Consider the following 15,249-nt stretch of genomic DNA (forward strand, 5'->3'; position numbering starts at 1 on the left):
GCAGGTAAGCGGTTTCGATTTGATAAAATGCACGCCTCTCAGTTCAGTCGAAGCGATGCACCATGTGGCGGCCGGTCCACCGACCGTAGCGCCACGGCATATACCAGCGTCCTGAATCGGGCAATTTCTCCGGCACGGGATCGTAGCCGGCCGCGCCCAGCGGATGGCAGCGGCACAGACGCGCCGTCATCATCCAGCCGCCCGCCCAGGCGCCGTGCTGCTTCACCGCCTGTTCGGCATAGGCCGAGCATGAGGGCTCATAGCGGCAATTGACGCCAAGCAGCGGCGAGATGAACAGCCGGTAGAACCGCACCGGCGCGAGGATGATCGCCTTCAGGGCCTACTCCGCCGCCTTTTTGCGGGCCTCGATCTGATCAAGGGCATCCGTCACCGCATCGAAGGTCAGAAGCGTCGAGGCATGGCGCGCCTTGTAATCCTTCACGGGCTCGAGCACCGCAAGATCGGCCCAGCGGCCGTCCGGCGGCGGGCCGCCTTCCTTCAGCATCTTGCGCATCTGTTCCCGCACCTTGCGCAGCTCGTCCGGGGTCGAACCCACGATAAGCGCCCCCATGATCGAGGACGAAGCCTGGCCGAGGGCGCAGGCCTTCACGTCATGGGCGAAATCCGTGACCTTGCCGCCCTCCAGTTTCAGGTCGACGGTCACGGTCGAGCCGCAGAGCTTGGAATGGGCGGTCGCCGAGGCGTCCGGATGGTCGAGCCGGCCCAGCCGGGGGATGCCGGCGGCCAGTTCGAGGATTCGACGGTTGTAGATGTCGTTAAGCATGGTCTTCCCGGCCGCATCCCCCATTTAGGGGTTTCTTCCGGCCGTAGCTGGCCGTAACCCTTTTTGCGGCTTTCGGGTTCATCACTATATAGGTGTGCGGCGCGCCGTGCGATATGCACCGCGTGGAGTTCGGACCGGCGGCCTGAGGGGGCCTCCCTGGGAAGGTTTTATGGACGCGATTATTAAACAGCACCCGGCACTTAAAGCGGTCGACGCTGGCCGGAAAGTGAGCCGGGAAGAGGCCGAAGAGGCCGTGCGCACCCTGATTTCCTATCTGGGCGACTGCCCGAACCGCGAAGGCCTGAAAGACACCCCCAAACGCGTCGTGAACGCCTATGCCGAGCTTTTTGCCGGCTATAAGCAGGACCCGGGCGCGGTCCTTGAGCGGGTGTTCGAGGATGTCGGCGGCTACCAGGACATCGTCCTCGTCCAGGACATTCCCTTCTATTCGCACTGCGAACACCACATGGTGCCGTTCCACGGCAAGGTGCACGCCGCCTATTACCCGACGGACGGCGTTGTCGGCCTGTCGAAGATCGGCCGCGTGGTCGATGTCTTCGCCCGCCGCCTCCAGACCCAGGAAAATCTGACGACGCAGATCGCCGAAGCGATTGACGACGTGCTGAAGCCGCGCGGTGTCGCCGTTCTCGTCGAAGCCGAGCACATGTGCATGGCGATGCGCGGCATCAAGAAATCGGGCGTCCTTACGACGACAACGCGCTTCACCGGCCTCTTCGCGGAGGATCCGGCGGAACAGGTGCGCTTCATCTCCCTCGTCCGCGGCGGGCAGCGCTGATCGCATGAGCACGCCCTTCCCGGCTCCCGGCTCCAAAGCGGATGTCGAGGAGGGTCTCGTTCTTGCACCGCGTTTTGACGCTGACGGGCTCGTGACCTGCGTGGTCACCGACGCTACCTCAGGCGATGTCCTGATGGTGGCGCACATGAACGCCGAAGCCTTGTCGAAAACGATCGCAACAGGCGAAGCGCACTACTATTCCCGCTCGCGCAAAAAGCTCTGGAAGAAGGGCGAAGAGTCCGGCCACGTTCAGACCGTGACGGAGCTGCGCGTCGACTGCGATCAGGACGCCATTCTGCTGAAGGTTCAGGTCGCGGCGAGCGGCGCCTCGTGCCATACGGGGCGCGTGTCGTGCTTTTATCGCAAGGCATCGGCGCTCGGCGGCAATTCCGGATCGGCGACGCTTGAGTTCGTCGATGCCGGACGCGCTTTCGATCCCGCGAAGGTCTACAAGTCTTAAGCCGAGGCGATGTAATCGCGCATCGCGCTCGCTTCGGCCTCAAGCTCGCCGAGCCTGCTCTTCACGACGTCGCCGATCGAGATGATGCCGACAAGCCGGCCGCGTTCGATCACCGGCATGTGGCGGAAGCGTCCTGCCGTCATCCGCTCCATGATCGAGCGCAGCGCATCCGGACCGGCGCAGGTTTTCACGGAACGGGTCATATGCGCCGAGACCGGTGCTTCCAAGGCACCCGCGCCGAGCGTTGCCACCGCACGGACGATATCGCGCTCCGAAAGAATGCCGAGAATGATATCGTCTCCCGCGGTCACGACTACGGTGCCGATCGAGCGCTTGGCGAGAAGCCTTGCCGCATCGGCTAAAGTTTTATCGGGGTCCAGCGTGACGACGTCACGTCCCTTGATGTCGAGTATGGCTGCAACATGCATTTGGGTTCTCCCGTATCCCTGTCTCGTTAAATATGGACAGGATCGGGCAAATGATCGCGCCGATTGGCGGCGCGATCAAGCTCTGCGGCGAAGTTCGAAAACGCCGAAGGGAAGCCGCGGGTCAAACAGCCGGAAAAGCACGAGACCGGCGATGAATCCGCCAATATGCGCTTCCCACGCAACGGGCGATGCACCGCCGCCGATCCAGGCGGTGAGCGCATAAAGCAAATTGATTCCGAACCAGATCCCGACAAACACCATGATCTGCGGCGAGCGGAAGACATCGATGAGCGGCACCGCAGGCACGGCGAACGCCGCCCTTCCCCGCCGCCGGAAGGCTCCGAGCGGACCACCCGCTTCAAACACAAATCGCACCGCAGCCGCGGTGAGGCCCGAGATCGCGCCGGAGGCGCCGATCATCGGATTGGGCTCACCGAAATGCATGATGAGATGCGTCGCAGCGCCGGCGGCCGCTGTTGCCGCCATGAAGGCGAGAAAGCGTTTGGCGCCGAAGCGCCACGCAACGGCGCTGCCGAAGGCCAGAAGCCAGATGCAGTTGACGCCGAGATGCATGTAATCGCCATGCAGGCCGGCATAGGTGACGAAGGTCCAGATATCGGCGGCAAGCCCGCCGCGAAACGCCTCGCTCACCGCCGGATCGTAGCGCGCCGGGATAAAGGCGAAGAGTTCGAGCAGACGATCGGTTTCGGCAGGGCCGAGAACCAGGCTTCGCGCAACATGAATCGCCACAAGCGCCGCAATCGTCCAGCCGACGACGGGCGGTGTGTTGAACAAAGGTTCGCGGGACGGTTCCAAAACCAAAAGCTCTCTCGTCATGACTTGTAACGGTTGCGAACGAAAAGCAAGCGCGCGGCGCGTGCTGGCGCAACCTTAGCACCATCACAGATCGTTAACTGTGACTGCCTATGGTTCGAGAATCCCCCAACCCGGGCATGGGCGTTTGTCTTGCATCAGGCACAGTCGGCTCCAAAGCAACGTCCCGAAGAACGCCGCAGGCATGCCCGCGTAAAGGTGGCTCTCATCGGTCGTTATATGTTGAGCGATCGCTGCGAATATCCATGCCAGACACTCGATATTTCGCCCGGCGGCTTGTCGGTGATCGCACCGGTACTCGGCAAAGCGGGCGAGCGCGTCGTCGCTTATTTCGATCATATCGGCCGTGTTGAAGGCGTGCTCGTGCGCGTCTTCCAGAACGGTTTTGCGATGACGATTGCGGCAACACCGCGCAAGCGCGAAAAACTTGCGGACCAGCTGACCTGGCTGGCCAATCGCCAGATCCTCGGCCTGCCGGAAGACCGGCGCCATGAGCGTCTGGCCCCCAAACAGACTCGCTCCTTCCTCATCCTGCCCGACGGGCGGGAAATCCCCTGCCGGGTCGTCGACGTCTCCTTGTCGGGCGCTGCCGTCCAGATCGAGGAAAAGCCGCCGGTCGGCACCGCCGTTACCCTCGGCCGCACCGCCGCCAAGATCGTGCGCCATCTTGAGACGGGTCTGGCGGTCGAGTTCACCAGGCCGCAGAACATCGACGTCCTGCGCGAGCAGTTCGGCGGCTAAGCCGCTCGGAAATCTTTCCTTTTTCGTCTGTTATGCCGTGCCGGAGCCAGGCTCCCGCATGCCTAATGAATACTTACCCCAATACATAGATTTCGCACGGGCGACTTAGACCGGCCTCAAAGTATATCTGCCATATTCTCTCCCAACGACAGGGAGAGGACCAATGTGTTCGGGTGCGTATACTTGGCCGCGAAAAGCAATAGCCGCGTTCAGCGGCGTCGGCCTTGCAATACTTGCTTGCGGGACGGCTGGAGCCGTTGAAGTATCCGCCCAAGCCTCGATGAAGGTCTTGGGATCGGCGCGCATGCCGATCGGATATGCACTGTTCTGCTCCAACCAGCCGAGCGAGTGCGCGGGCAAAGGCTCGAAGAATGCGCGCGCGGCTCTCGACAGCGGCCGCTACACCGAGCTCGACCTCGTCAACCGCACCGTCAACGAGCGCATCGCGCCGGTGACGGATGAAGAACTCTACGGCGTTGCCGAACGCTGGTCTTATCCGGTCGATCGCGGCGATTGCGAAGACTATGTGCTCCTGAAGCGCCGCGTCCTGATGGATGCCGGCTGGGATCCGTCGACGCTGCTCATCACCGTGGTGCGCGATCTCAAGGGCGCGGGCCATGCCGTTCTGACAGTCGTCACAGATCGCGGCGACTATGTCCTCGACAACCAGCAGGACGGCGTCCTGCCTTGGACGCAGACGGGCTACGAGTTCGTCAAGCGCCAGTCGCAGGCCGATCCGAAGTCTTGGGTTTTTGTTGGCTCCGGCAATGCCGAAGGCGGCGTCGCCTCGACACGCCGATGATCTAGAAACGCGTCCAGGTCGCACCCCTCCCCGTCCCCACGACCAGGTCGCGCAGAGGGCCGGCTCCCACCCCGAGCCGGCCCTCGCCTTTTTCAACATCCGCGTTATGAAGGCCTCTGGCCGAACACGGAGCGGAATGTGCGGGGATTGATCGGCGCGGGCGCTCTTGTTGCGGCATTTGCCGCGATCGCCGTGGGAATTCACGCCGGAGCCTTCGACGGTTTCGACCGGGCGCTGCTTCTGTCGCTGCGCACCGGCGACACGCACGATCCGGCGGGCCCGCAATGGGTCGAAACCTTCTTCCTCGATATCACCGGCCTTGGCAGCTGGACCATTGTGAGCATCGTCACTTTGGCGGCGACCGGCTTTCTGATCATGCAGAAGCGGCGCGGCACGGCATGGCTTCTCATCGCCGCCGTTGCCGGCGGCACGCTGCTCAACAATCTTCTGAAGTTCTTCTTCGAACGCGCGCGCCCCGATCTCGTCGCCCATGCGGTCGAGACGCAGACTTCGAGCTTTCCGAGCGGCCATGCGATGATGTCGGCCGTCGCGTACCTCACGCTCGGTGCGCTTCTGGCGCGCACACAGAAGCGATTGGCGGCGCGCCTCTACATTGTCGCGGCATCGGTTCTGGTGACGGTTCTGGTCGGCGTCAGCCGCGTCTATCTCGGCGTGCACTGGCCGAGCGATGTCCTGGCGGGATGGTGCATGGGCGGCGCCTGGGCGCTGATCTGCTGGCACATCGCCGAGCGCCTGCAGCAAAGCGGCGATATCGAAAAACCGCGCGGCTAGCCGATCTTTTTCAGGCCTTTTGCGAAGCGCCTGTAATTGCCGTCGTAGAAATCGGCAGGCCGCTGCATGTTTTTCACCGCATCCTCGTCAAGGGTGCGGATGGCTTTGCCGGGCATGCCGACGATCAGCGAATTGTCCGGGAATTCGCGGCCTTCCGGAATGAAGGCGCCGGCGCCGACAAGGCAGTTCTTTCCGATCTTCGCGCCGTTCAGAACGATCGCACCCATGCCGATCAGCGAGTTCGCGCCGACCGTGCAGCCATGCAAAACGGCTCTATGGCCGACCGTGACATTGGCCTCGAGGGTCAGCGGAAAGCCGGGATCTGTGTGCATCACGGCGCCGTCCTGCACATTGCAGCGCGGACCGATATGGATGAGTTCGGTATCGCCGCGCAGCACCGCGCAGAACCAGATCGAGGCATCGTCGTCGAGCCGCACGCGGCCGATGACCTCGGCGCTCGGCGCAATGAAATAGCGCCCGCTGGCCGGCAGTTCCGGCGCGATGCCGTCGAGCTCGTAGAGGGCCAAGATTTAGCCCGCCAGATCCTCAGCGAGGATCGCCATTTGGAAATTGTAGGAGAGTTCGCCGTCTTCCTCGTCGCGGAAGAGAACGCCGATGAATTCCTCACCGAGATACACCTCGGCCGAATCCATTTTCTTCGGGCGCGCTACGGTGCGCAGGGCCTGATTGCCGAAGGTGCGGCGCAGATAGGCCTGAACCTGTTCGAGTTCTTTCTTGTCCAACGCATCCTCCGGGAATTTTTTAGTGAGCTGCGGTGTGGCACGCGATGGCCACGCCGTGCAAGCGTCAGATGACGGGATCGAAAATCTCGGCCTCGCTCAGCATGTGGTCCATGCTGCGCGAAGGATCGGCGCAAGGCGCGCGGCCGACGACGCGGGCGGGAACGCCGGCGACCGTGGTGCAGGCCGGCACCGATTTGAGAACAACCGAACCTGCGGCGACGCGCGAGCCGGCGCCGATTTCGATATTGCCGAGAATTTTGGCACCCGCACCGATGAGAACACCGTGACGGATCTTCGGATGGCGGTCGCCCTGCTCCTTGCCGGTGCCGCCGAGCGTCACATTCTGCAGAATCGAGACATCGTCTTCGATCACCGCGGTCGCGCCGATGATGACGCCCGTGCCGTGATCGATGAACACGCCCTTGCCGATCGGCACCGCCGGATGGATGTCGACCTGAAGCGCCGCTGACACTGCGCTCTGCAGATAAAGCGCGATGTCCTTACGCCCCGACTTCCAAAGACGGTTGGCGAAACGCTGCGCTTCGAGCGCATGGAAACCTTTGAAATAAAGAACCGGCTCGAGATAGCGCTCGGCGACCGGATCGCGGTCGAGCACGGCGGCAAGATCGGCGCGGATCGACAGGCCGATCTCCGGATCGCTGGCGATGGCGTCCTCAAAAGCCTGGCGGATCGCACCATCGCCGAGTTCGGCGTGTTCGAGGCGCGAGGCGATGCGATGCGCGACCGAGGATTCCAGCGTCTCGTGATGCAGGATCGCGGCATGCAGGAAACCGGCGAGCTGCGGCTCGCGCTGGGCCGCCTCTTCCGCTTCCGAGCGGAGGCGATCCCAGATCGGGTCGACTGTCTTGAGCACGGCCGCGCCGCGCGGCTGGGACGAATGAGGCATTACAGGTTTCCTGAGCGAGAGCGGACTATAGCACAGGGTGCTGAACAGGTCTTAAACCCGTATCTAGGTATCTGGGGCGGCAGGTGGTAGCCCCGTCTGCCACCAACAACATAGGAATACTATCTTATCAACGGTATGGCTTACCGGATAAGATGTTCCGAGCGAGGGCGTTCGCGGATTGGGCGAGGCTCTGGTTCGAACCATCGATAAAAATTGCATCGGGCTTCTGAACGCGGATTTCGGCGATGATGGCGGCATAGGCGTCTTGGGCCCGCTTCCAAGCCTCTCCCGATAGGGGCTCCGCGCAAAGCTCTCGATTGATCGGGCCTTTTCTCAGTTTGGATAGAATGCGGCGGCGTGCACAATCGGGGGCAACGTCAAGAACAATCAGCCGTATGCTTCCTTGGCCGATGAACCACTTCCACCAATCTTGGCCAATGAATTCAGGGTTCTGATACAGCATGCGCCAGACTTCATGAGTCACGCCCTCGTCCAGGAGCACGGCCCCGCGTCCCCGCGAAAAAACAGCGGCTTGCCGATTTATACATCGCTCAAGGATGCCTATATGCGCGTCCACTCGTAAGACACCGCCTTTGAGCGGCGGTTCAAACCGAAGCCGCCGAAAATCAATTGGAGCCATCTGGCTTAACTGCAAGGCGAGAGTCGTTTTCCCCGCGCCGGGGTAGCCCCAAAGTTCGTAATATCGTGTCGTAGTCATAAAGCTCAGGATGCGCGGGAAACTAGCGCATTACGCGCGCTCCTTCAGAAATGCAATCACCCCGTCCTTGAAGGCCTGATCGGCGACGGACTTATTATGGTCCTTGCCGGGGATCGGCAGGACCTGCGACCCCGGAATGGCATCCGCCAGCTCCTGCGGATCGCCGGCCACCACATCCTCCGTCCCGACCGCGATCAGGACCGGGATTTTAAGGCCGCCGACCATCTCGCGGGTGAGCGGAAGGCGCGGCGAGCGGATAACCGCCGACAGCGCTTTCAAATCCGATTTGGTGTTTTCGGCAAAGACCCGGAAGACGCGGGCATAGGGGTCGGTCACATCGTCCCGTGTCGGCGCTTCGAGAGCTTTGGCAATCTCGTCGGTTTTCGAGGCACCGCCGAACAGGCGTGCGCCCATGCCGCCAATGGTGAGACTGCGCGCCCGCTCGGGCGCGGTGATCGCGAGATAGGCCGCAACCCGCGCCCCCATGGAAAAGCCGATGAAATCGGCCTTGGCGATCTTGAGGTGATCGAGCAGCGCCACCGTGTCTTTTGCCATGTCGCCGATCGTGTAGCGGTCCGGGTCGTAGAGCTTGTCGCTGTCGCCATGGCCGCGATGATCAAAAGCGATCACCCGGAAGCCGGCGTTCACAAGCGAGTCGACCCATTTTGTGCCGAGCCAGTTCACATTGAGATTGGAGGCAAAGCCGTGCACGAGGACGACAGGCTCGCCCTCGCCCTGGTCGATATAATTGAGGCTGAGGCCATCGGACGAAAAACGGGGCATTGGCGAAACCGGTTAAACTGTTGGTCCAAAAACCGGCAACACCCGGTTTCCAATTGAATGCCGGGACGAATAGCCGCTCGCCTTCCGGGGGTGAAGCAGGTAATTTGCCGCCCATCACTTAAGTATTCGAGGACGCTTCCCGTGGCCGATACCCGCACGCCGCATTTTCACAACACCGAGGGCCACCGCGCCATCACGATCGGCGTTCACGAATTTATGTGCATCGGTGCGCGGCCGCCTTACGACCATCCGCATGTCTTCCTCGATATGGGCGATGACCACGAAATCGTCTGCCCCTATTGCTCGACGCTCTACCGCTACAGCGACAAGCTGAGCGCCGGCGCGACCGAACCGCCGGATGCGCTCTGGCACGCGGATCCTGCTGTCGCCCTCTGACCCATGCCTGCCAAGCGCCCGATCCTCATTGCGGGCGCCGGAATCGGCGGCCTGACGCTGGCCATCGCTCTGGCGCGCAAGCGCCTGCCCGCGATCGTGTTCGAGCGCGCCCCCGTTCTTGAAGAGATCGGCGCCGGTCTGCAGATCCCGCCCAATGCCTCGCGCCTTCTCGATGGTTTCGGCCTTGGCCCGGCGCTGGATGAGGCCGGCATGCGGCCCGGCGAGGCGCGCATGCTCGATGGCCGCGCCGACCGCCTGATCGCCCAGATGCCGCTCGGCCGCGACGCCGAAGAGCGATGGAGCGCGCCCTATCGCATGATCCATCGCGCCGCCCTGCAGAAGATCCTTGTGGAGGCCGCCCAGAAGGCCGGTGTCGAGATCCGGCTCGGCGCCGAATTTTCCGATGTTGCGGAGACGGACAAAGGCGTCACCGCTTCCTTCCGCACGGCCTCCGGAAACGAGACGGTTGACGCTTGCGCACTGGTCGGCTCCGACGGCGCACGCTCTGCGGTACGCACAAAGCTCGGCGGCGGCGATCTTGTCTTTTCGGGACATCTTGCCTGGCGCGCAGTGACGAAATTCTCCGCCCGCAACGAAGTCTCGATCTGGCTCGGCCCGCGCGCCCATCTCGTCACCTACCCGCTCGACAAATCCGGCATGCTCAATGTCGTTGTCTGCACGCCGGGCTCCGAGCGCCCGGAAGACGAACACGAAAACGCAGCAAAGATGCGCGCGCTGTTCCGCGACTGGTGCTCGCCGGTGCGCACGCTGATCGATGCGTCCGAATTCGGCGCGCCCTGGCCGCTTTACGACGGTATTCCGAAACACATGGGAAAAGGCGCGATTACGCTGATCGGCGATGCGGCTCACCCCATCCAGCCGCATATGGCGCAAGGCGCTGCGCTCGCCATCGAAGACGCCGTCGTCCTCAGCGCACGGCTTGCGAAAATGCCAAGCGATCCGGCGCGCGCCTTCAGATCCTACGAAACCGATCGCGCCGAGCGTGTGCGCGCCGTACAGGCGACTTCGCGCCGCAATGGCGAGCTTTTCCGCATGTCGGGCCTCGGCGCCATGGCGCGCAACGGCATGCTGCGGGCGCTCGGCCCCAAAGCCATGATGACCCAGATGGACTGGGTCTATGGTTACCGGGCGGGGTAACGCCGCATCTAGGGTGCGTCACCCGAAGTCATTGACTTTTAAGACCTTGGGGCGCACATAGCCTCCATCGCTCGCAGACATTTGCGATTCCAGCGATCTTTGGCGATCAGGCCGCGTGAACGGGACTTCTACAGTCGCCGTCCGCCAGACGCCCCCGGAACATCCGACAGCCCAGACACGCGGGGCTTTCTCTAGAAAACCCCCGCTTATTCGCGACCGGCACGAGGCCGGATTCGCGCCGCTGCGGCATACATGAAACGAGAACCTTACACGTGACCACTTTTTCCGATCTCGGACTGCATCCTTCGATTCAGAAGGCGCTCGCCGCCGAGAACTATACGAATCCGACGCCGATCCAGGCGCAGGCCATTCCGCATCTGATGCAGGGCCGCGATCTCCTCGGCATCGCCCAGACGGGCACCGGCAAGACCGCTGCTTTTGCGCTGCCGATCCTGCATCGCCTTGCTGAAACCCGTAAGCCCGCGCCGCGCAAATCCTGCCGCGCGCTGATCCTGTCGCCGACGCGCGAACTCGCGAGCCAGATCGCCGACAGCTTCCGTACCTACGGCAAGCATATGGGCCTCAGCGTCGCCGTGATTTTCGGCGGCGTTTCGGCCGGCCCGCAGATCCGCGCGCTGTCCAACGGCGTCGACATCGTCGTCGCAACGCCCGGCCGTCTGCTCGACCATTTGCGCGGCAATGCGCTGCGCCTCGATCCGGTCGAAGTCTTCGTCCTCGACGAAGCCGATCAGATGCTCGACATGGGCTTTATCCGCGACATCCGCAAAATCGTCGCCGCTCTGCCGAAGCAGCGCCAGAACCTCTTCTTCTCGGCCACCATGCCGAAGGAAATCGGCGCGCTGGCCGGCGAACTTCTGAAAGACCCGGTTGAAGTTGCGGTGACCCCGGTGGCGAAGACCGCCGACCGCGTCACCCAGCAGGTCGCGTTCGTCGACACCGGCATGAAGCGCGAGCTTCTGGTGAAGCTGCTGAGCAACAAGGACATGAACCGCGTTCTCATCTTTGCCCGCACCAAACACGGCGCCGACAAGATCGCCCGCAATCTGGAAATCGCCGGCATCGCGGCTCAGGCCATCCACGGCAACAAATCGCAGAACCAGCGCGAGCGCGCACTGAAGAGCTTCAAGGCGGGCCAGACACGCGCCCTCGTCGCCACCGATATCGCTGCGCGCGGCATCGATATCGACGCGGTGTCGCATGTCATCAACTACGAACTGCCGAACGTTCCGGAAAGCTATGTGCACCGCATCGGCCGCACGGCACGCGCCGGCAATGACGGCTCGGCCATTTCGTTCTGCGCACCGGACGAACGCTCGTTCCTCCGCGACATCGAACGGCTGATCCAGCAGACGGTGCCGTTCCTCGAAGGTTATGAAGGTTCGCGCGAAACGCCGCGCGGCGTGAAGCCGGCGACGGCGCATCGCCGCGGCAATCCGAACCAGAATCATCATCAGGCCAATGGCCAGAACAAGAAGCCGCATCGCGGCCGCCCCGCCTACAACGGCCAGGGCGCGCAGCAGGCAAACGGCGGCAATGGTGCTCAGCACGCCAATGGCGAGCCGCGCACCGGCGAACGCAATGCCCAGAACGCGAACGGCCAGAACGGCAATCGCCACAACGCTCAGAACCGCAATGGCCAGAAGCCGAGCGGTCATCGCAAGGGCCAGAACGGTCAGCGTCAAGATCGTCCGCAGGGCGAGCGCGCCAATGGCGACATCAACCGGATGAGCTTCATGAAGCCGACCGGCCGCCGCCCGGAAGGCGCCCGCACGTAAAACAATCGCTCACAGCCAATAAAAAGGGGCGCCCTCACCGGCGCCCCTTTTTAATTGCCTCGTGCGGTTCAGCGCAGGCCGAGAAAGCTCAGCACTGCGAGAATGACGACGACGAGACCGACGAGATAGATGATGCCGTTCATTGTCCAACCTCCGTCCCCGAGTGTGGAACGTTGAGCGGCGGGTGAGGTTCCGGAAAAAGCGAAGTGACTTTGGTGCGGTCGGTGGGAATCGAACCCACACTCCCTTTCGGGCGAGGGATTTTAAGTCCCTTGCGTCTACCAGTTCCGCCACGACCGCGCGGACTGCTTGTCCCCTGCTTTGCCGGGCAAGGTCAAGATTTTGAAAGAGCCGGGCGGCTCAGGACAGAACCAAAGCCGGCCCGGCCCCGAAAGGACCGGACCGGCTTTTAAAGCATACGCCCGTGCGTGACCTTAGTTCGTCGCCGGCGTGGCGGGCGTGCCCGCATCGGCGCCGCTGATCGGCGCTTCCGGAACAGGATCCGGGCCCTCGAACAGCTGCCGGAGCCGGCCATCCGGAACCTGGATGTCGTCCACGCGCCAGCCGGCTTTGGTTTTCACGAGGTCGATATTCACCATGCGCGTTTCGCCGGAATCGAGAAACGAGACATTGCCGATCGCCGTCGTCGGGTTGACCGGACGCACGACCACCCGCAGATCGGTGATTTCCCACATCTCCGCATCGGCGAACGGATCGTAATCCATCCGCTTCGCTGCGCCCTTTTTGTCATCGGCATCGATCAGAGCAGCGAGCGAGTCCGTGAACACGTTACGCGCGGGGGCACCGGTCAATGGCACGCCATCGCCGTCTCCTTCCATATAGGTCAGATAGATATCGCGCAGAAACAGCCGCGCATCCTCCTGGGCGTAGGCCGGCGCGGTGTAGAACGCCAGCAACGACGCGAAAATCAAAATCGCTTTCATTGCCTTCCTCCTTCAATTGAAATTGTACATGCAGGAAGCCTCGCCTGCGAATAAACGGCTGGCTTCGAGGTTCCTGAAACGGATAAGCGGCGGACACGAGTCTCCCGAGGCGAGAGCGACGGAGAACTCCTTATTGAAACACATCGAATACTGATGAATGCGAACCGGACCGTGCATCAGAGATTGTCTTGCCATCCTCGGCACCCAATCGAAATCGAGAGCGCCAAAGTCGAGGCCGACGCCCTCTCCGGCCCATTTCGCGTAAGCTTCCTTCATCGTCCAGAGCTTGACGAATTCACGCGTGCGGTGTTCCGGGGCGCATGTCTTGAGTTTTCTCTGGTCGGCCGACGACAGCGCCTCGAGCACGGGCTCGCCGTTTTCTCCATCGTTCAGGCATTCGAGATCGAGCCCGACATCCCCATTGGCGCAGACCGCCACACCGACGACATCTTCGGTATGGGCGATGCTGATGCCGACATCCGGCAAAGGCCCTGTGATGCGCGGCTTGCCTTTCGCGTCGGGCAGTATGTGCCAAGCCGATCCGTCGATCTCGTATCCCGTCGCTTCCGAAAGAGTGATGCGGGCCAGAACGCGCCCGGTCAGAAAACGCGCGCGCGCCATCGGATGGTTGATCGCCGCGTAACGGCTGCGATCGTAGTCATCGAGCTGTGCGACAGCTCCGCCGCCAATGTCGGCGTTCAACACCCGGGCCAGGGAAATCAGCGTGATTGTGTTCGCAGCCAAATGCATGGCTCAAGCGCTCAGTTGACCGTTTTGCCCGCGGCTCTTTTTGCCGGAAGCGCGCGTAACCGCCGCCTTCCCGGGCTTTACAATGCCGGTGCTCTTGCTGGCGCTTGCGCCAGTGCTGCGTGCGATGACGGCGATGCGTGCCGGCGCCGGATTGGCGGAAATCCCTTTCGGCGAACGCGCCTCGAAAGCCTTGGACACCCGGAAGACCGTCTCCGCGGCCTGCTCCAGAATATCGAGGCCTTCGTCCAGCTCCGCCTCGGGCGTCGTCAGCGGCATGAGGCACTTCAGAACTTCGTCATGCGGGCCGCAACGCTCGATGATGAGGCCGTCGGCGAAGGCGCGCGCACCGATCTCGTCGGCTTTCGCAGGATCGACGCAGGTAATACCCCGCATCATCCCCCTGCCGCGCGTATCGCGGATATGCGGGCCGAACCGTCCCTCCATCCTCTGAAGGCGGCGGCGCAGATGCTCTCCCTTGGCGGCGATCTCATCGGTGAATTTCGAGGTCTGCCAATAATGCTCGAGCGCGGCAGCGGCCGTGACGAAAGCGTGATTGTTGCCGCGGAACGTGCCGTTGTGCTCGCCCGGCTTCCACACGTCGAACTCACGCTTGATCAAGACGACCGCCATCGGCAGGCCGTAGCCCGACAGGGATTTCGAGAGCGTCACGATATCGGGATGGATCCCCGCTTCTTCGAAGCTGAAGAAGGTGCCGGTGCGGCCGCACCCGGCCTGGATGTCATCGACGATGAAAAGAATGTCGCGGGCTTCGCACATCGCTTTCAGGCGCCGCAGCCACGGGGCGCGCGCAACGTTCAGCCCGCCTTCGCCCTGTACGCATTCGAGGATGACGGCCGCCGGAAGATCGACGCCGCTCGACGGATCGTCGAGCAGGCGCTCGATATACTGAACGGTATCGATATTGGCGCCCAGATAACCGTCATAGGGCATGACGGTCGTGCCCTGCAGCGGCACGCCGGAAGCTTTGCGATGATGCTTATTTCCGGTGGCGGCAAGCGCTCCGAGCGACACGCCGTGAAACCCGTTTGTGAAGGTGATGATGTTGGTGCGGCCGGTGATCTTGCGCGCCAGCTTCATCGCGGCCTCGACCGCATTCGTGCCGGTCGGCCCCGTGAACTGGATGACATAATCGAGTTTGCGCGGTTTCAGGATCGCGCACCACATCGCCTCAATAAACCGCTCTTTGGCGGCCGTATGCAGATCAAGGCTGTGCGTGATGCCATCGCGCTCGATATACTTAATGAGCGCCGATTTCAGAACGGGATTGTTGTGCCCGTAATTGAGAGAGCCGGCCCCGGCGAGGAAGTCGAGATAGCGCCGCCCGTTGACGTCGACGAGTTCTGTGCCGCGGGCACGATCCAGCATGCAGGGAAAGTTGCGCGGATAAGACCGGACC

Annotated in this window: 20 protein-coding genes and 1 tRNA gene; 8 read left to right on the plus strand and 13 right to left on the minus strand. The window is 62.6% G+C overall.

Going from position 1 to position 15,249, the window contains the following annotated elements:
* Window positions 1-43: 43 nt before the first annotated feature.
* Window positions 44-313: a membrane protein insertion efficiency factor YidD gene (yidD, locus tag IZ6_RS10135; protein ID WP_420825547.1), complete on the minus strand. Its 270-nt coding sequence runs from the start codon at window positions 311-313 to the stop codon at window positions 44-46.
* Between the two features lie 27 nt (window positions 314-340).
* Complete coding sequence (locus IZ6_RS10140; protein ID WP_222874943.1) at window positions 341-784, minus strand: iron-sulfur cluster assembly scaffold protein; 444 nt, start codon at window positions 782-784, stop codon at window positions 341-343.
* Window positions 785-953: 169 nt separating this feature from the next.
* Here IZ6_RS10140 and folE point away from each other — a divergent pair, with 169 nt between their 5' ends.
* A complete protein-coding gene (gene folE, locus IZ6_RS10145; protein ID WP_222874944.1) occupies window positions 954-1,580 on the plus strand; it encodes a GTP cyclohydrolase I FolE in 627 nt (208 codons plus the stop codon).
* A 4-nt stretch (window positions 1,581-1,584) separates the two neighbouring features.
* Complete coding sequence (gene hisI / locus IZ6_RS10150; protein ID WP_222874945.1) at window positions 1,585-2,040, plus strand: phosphoribosyl-AMP cyclohydrolase; 456 nt, start codon at window positions 1,585-1,587, stop codon at window positions 2,038-2,040.
* Here the strand turns inward: hisI and IZ6_RS10155 are convergent.
* Together IZ6_RS10155 and IZ6_RS10160 are read right to left on the minus strand one after the other, a co-directional pair.
* Entirely contained in the window at window positions 2,037-2,468 is a 432-nt protein-coding gene (locus tag IZ6_RS10155; protein WP_222874946.1) for a CBS domain-containing protein, read from the minus strand. The genes hisI and IZ6_RS10155 overlap by 4 nt on opposite strands.
* 75 nt (window positions 2,469-2,543) lie before the next feature.
* Window positions 2,544-3,284, minus strand: a complete 741-nt coding sequence (locus tag IZ6_RS10160) for a rhomboid family intramembrane serine protease (protein WP_222874947.1) — start codon at window positions 3,282-3,284, stop codon at window positions 2,544-2,546.
* 237 nt (window positions 3,285-3,521) lie between these two features.
* Here IZ6_RS10160 and IZ6_RS10165 point away from each other — a divergent pair, with 237 nt between their 5' ends.
* From IZ6_RS10165 to IZ6_RS15945, 3 genes are all read left to right on the plus strand, one after another.
* Window positions 3,522-4,043: a PilZ domain-containing protein gene (locus IZ6_RS10165; RefSeq protein WP_420825548.1), complete on the plus strand. Its 522-nt coding sequence runs from the start codon at window positions 3,522-3,524 to the stop codon at window positions 4,041-4,043.
* A gap of 304 nt (window positions 4,044-4,347) precedes the next feature.
* The gene (locus tag IZ6_RS10170; RefSeq protein ID WP_225873887.1) at window positions 4,348-4,845 is read left to right on the plus strand and encodes a transglutaminase-like cysteine peptidase; all 498 of its coding nucleotides are present in this window, start codon (window positions 4,348-4,350) and stop codon (window positions 4,843-4,845) included.
* 138 nt (window positions 4,846-4,983) lie between these two features.
* Window positions 4,984-5,637 (plus strand): phosphatase PAP2 family protein, encoded by a 654-nt coding sequence (locus IZ6_RS15945; RefSeq protein WP_225873888.1) that lies wholly within the window; start codon window positions 4,984-4,986, stop codon window positions 5,635-5,637.
* Here the strand turns inward: IZ6_RS15945 and IZ6_RS10180 are convergent.
* From IZ6_RS10180 to IZ6_RS10200, 5 genes are all read right to left on the minus strand, one after another.
* On the minus strand, window positions 5,634-6,164 hold the full coding sequence (locus IZ6_RS10180; protein ID WP_222874949.1) for a gamma carbonic anhydrase family protein: 531 nt from the start codon (window positions 6,162-6,164) through the stop codon (window positions 5,634-5,636). The genes IZ6_RS15945 and IZ6_RS10180 overlap by 4 nt on opposite strands.
* A gap of 3 nt (window positions 6,165-6,167) precedes the next feature.
* Complete coding sequence (locus IZ6_RS10185) at window positions 6,168-6,380, minus strand: DUF3126 family protein (RefSeq protein WP_222874950.1); 213 nt, start codon at window positions 6,378-6,380, stop codon at window positions 6,168-6,170.
* Window positions 6,381-6,444: 64 nt separating this feature from the next.
* Window positions 6,445-7,287 carry a serine O-acetyltransferase gene (cysE, locus tag IZ6_RS10190; RefSeq protein WP_222874951.1) on the minus strand — a complete coding sequence of 281 codons (843 nt, stop codon included), beginning with the start codon at window positions 7,285-7,287 and terminating at the stop codon, window positions 6,445-6,447.
* Between the two features lie 127 nt (window positions 7,288-7,414).
* Entirely contained in the window at window positions 7,415-7,750 is a 336-nt protein-coding gene (locus IZ6_RS10195) for a hypothetical protein (RefSeq protein ID WP_222874952.1), read from the minus strand.
* Between the two features lie 285 nt (window positions 7,751-8,035).
* Entirely contained in the window at window positions 8,036-8,788 is a 753-nt protein-coding gene (locus IZ6_RS10200; RefSeq protein WP_222874953.1) for an alpha/beta fold hydrolase, read from the minus strand.
* 141 nt (window positions 8,789-8,929) lie between these two features.
* Between IZ6_RS10200 and IZ6_RS10205 the strand changes: the two genes are divergently transcribed.
* From IZ6_RS10205 to IZ6_RS10215, 3 genes are all read left to right on the plus strand, one after another.
* Complete coding sequence (locus IZ6_RS10205; protein WP_222874954.1) at window positions 8,930-9,184, plus strand: zinc-finger domain-containing protein; 255 nt, start codon at window positions 8,930-8,932, stop codon at window positions 9,182-9,184.
* Window positions 9,185-9,187: 3 nt separating this feature from the next.
* Window positions 9,188-10,342, plus strand: coding sequence for an FAD-dependent monooxygenase (locus IZ6_RS10210; RefSeq protein WP_222874955.1), 1,155 nt, complete (start codon window positions 9,188-9,190; stop codon window positions 10,340-10,342).
* A gap of 272 nt (window positions 10,343-10,614) precedes the next feature.
* On the plus strand, window positions 10,615-12,138 hold the full coding sequence (locus IZ6_RS10215; protein ID WP_222874956.1) for a DEAD/DEAH box helicase: 1,524 nt from the start codon (window positions 10,615-10,617) through the stop codon (window positions 12,136-12,138).
* A gap of 213 nt (window positions 12,139-12,351) precedes the next feature.
* Here the strand turns inward: IZ6_RS10215 and IZ6_RS10220 are convergent.
* The 4 genes from IZ6_RS10220 to ectB all read right to left on the minus strand — a co-directional run bounded on the left by IZ6_RS10220 (window position 12,352) and on the right by ectB (window position 15,218).
* Window positions 12,352-12,438: transfer RNA gene (locus IZ6_RS10220), tRNA-Leu, on the minus strand.
* Window positions 12,439-12,572: 134 nt separating this feature from the next.
* Complete coding sequence (locus IZ6_RS10225; RefSeq protein WP_222874957.1) at window positions 12,573-13,082, minus strand: hypothetical protein; 510 nt, start codon at window positions 13,080-13,082, stop codon at window positions 12,573-12,575.
* A gap of 12 nt (window positions 13,083-13,094) precedes the next feature.
* The gene (locus IZ6_RS10230; protein ID WP_222874958.1) at window positions 13,095-13,826 is read right to left on the minus strand and encodes a 4'-phosphopantetheinyl transferase family protein; all 732 of its coding nucleotides are present in this window, start codon (window positions 13,824-13,826) and stop codon (window positions 13,095-13,097) included.
* Between the two features lie 9 nt (window positions 13,827-13,835).
* Complete coding sequence (gene ectB / locus IZ6_RS10235; protein ID WP_420825549.1) at window positions 13,836-15,218, minus strand: diaminobutyrate--2-oxoglutarate transaminase; 1,383 nt, start codon at window positions 15,216-15,218, stop codon at window positions 13,836-13,838.
* Between the last annotated feature and the right edge of the window lie 31 nt (window positions 15,219-15,249).

The sequence above is a fragment of the Terrihabitans soli genome (genome assembly GCF_014191545.1).
Classification (GTDB): Bacteria; Pseudomonadota; Alphaproteobacteria; order Rhizobiales; family Methylopilaceae; genus Flaviflagellibacter; species Flaviflagellibacter soli.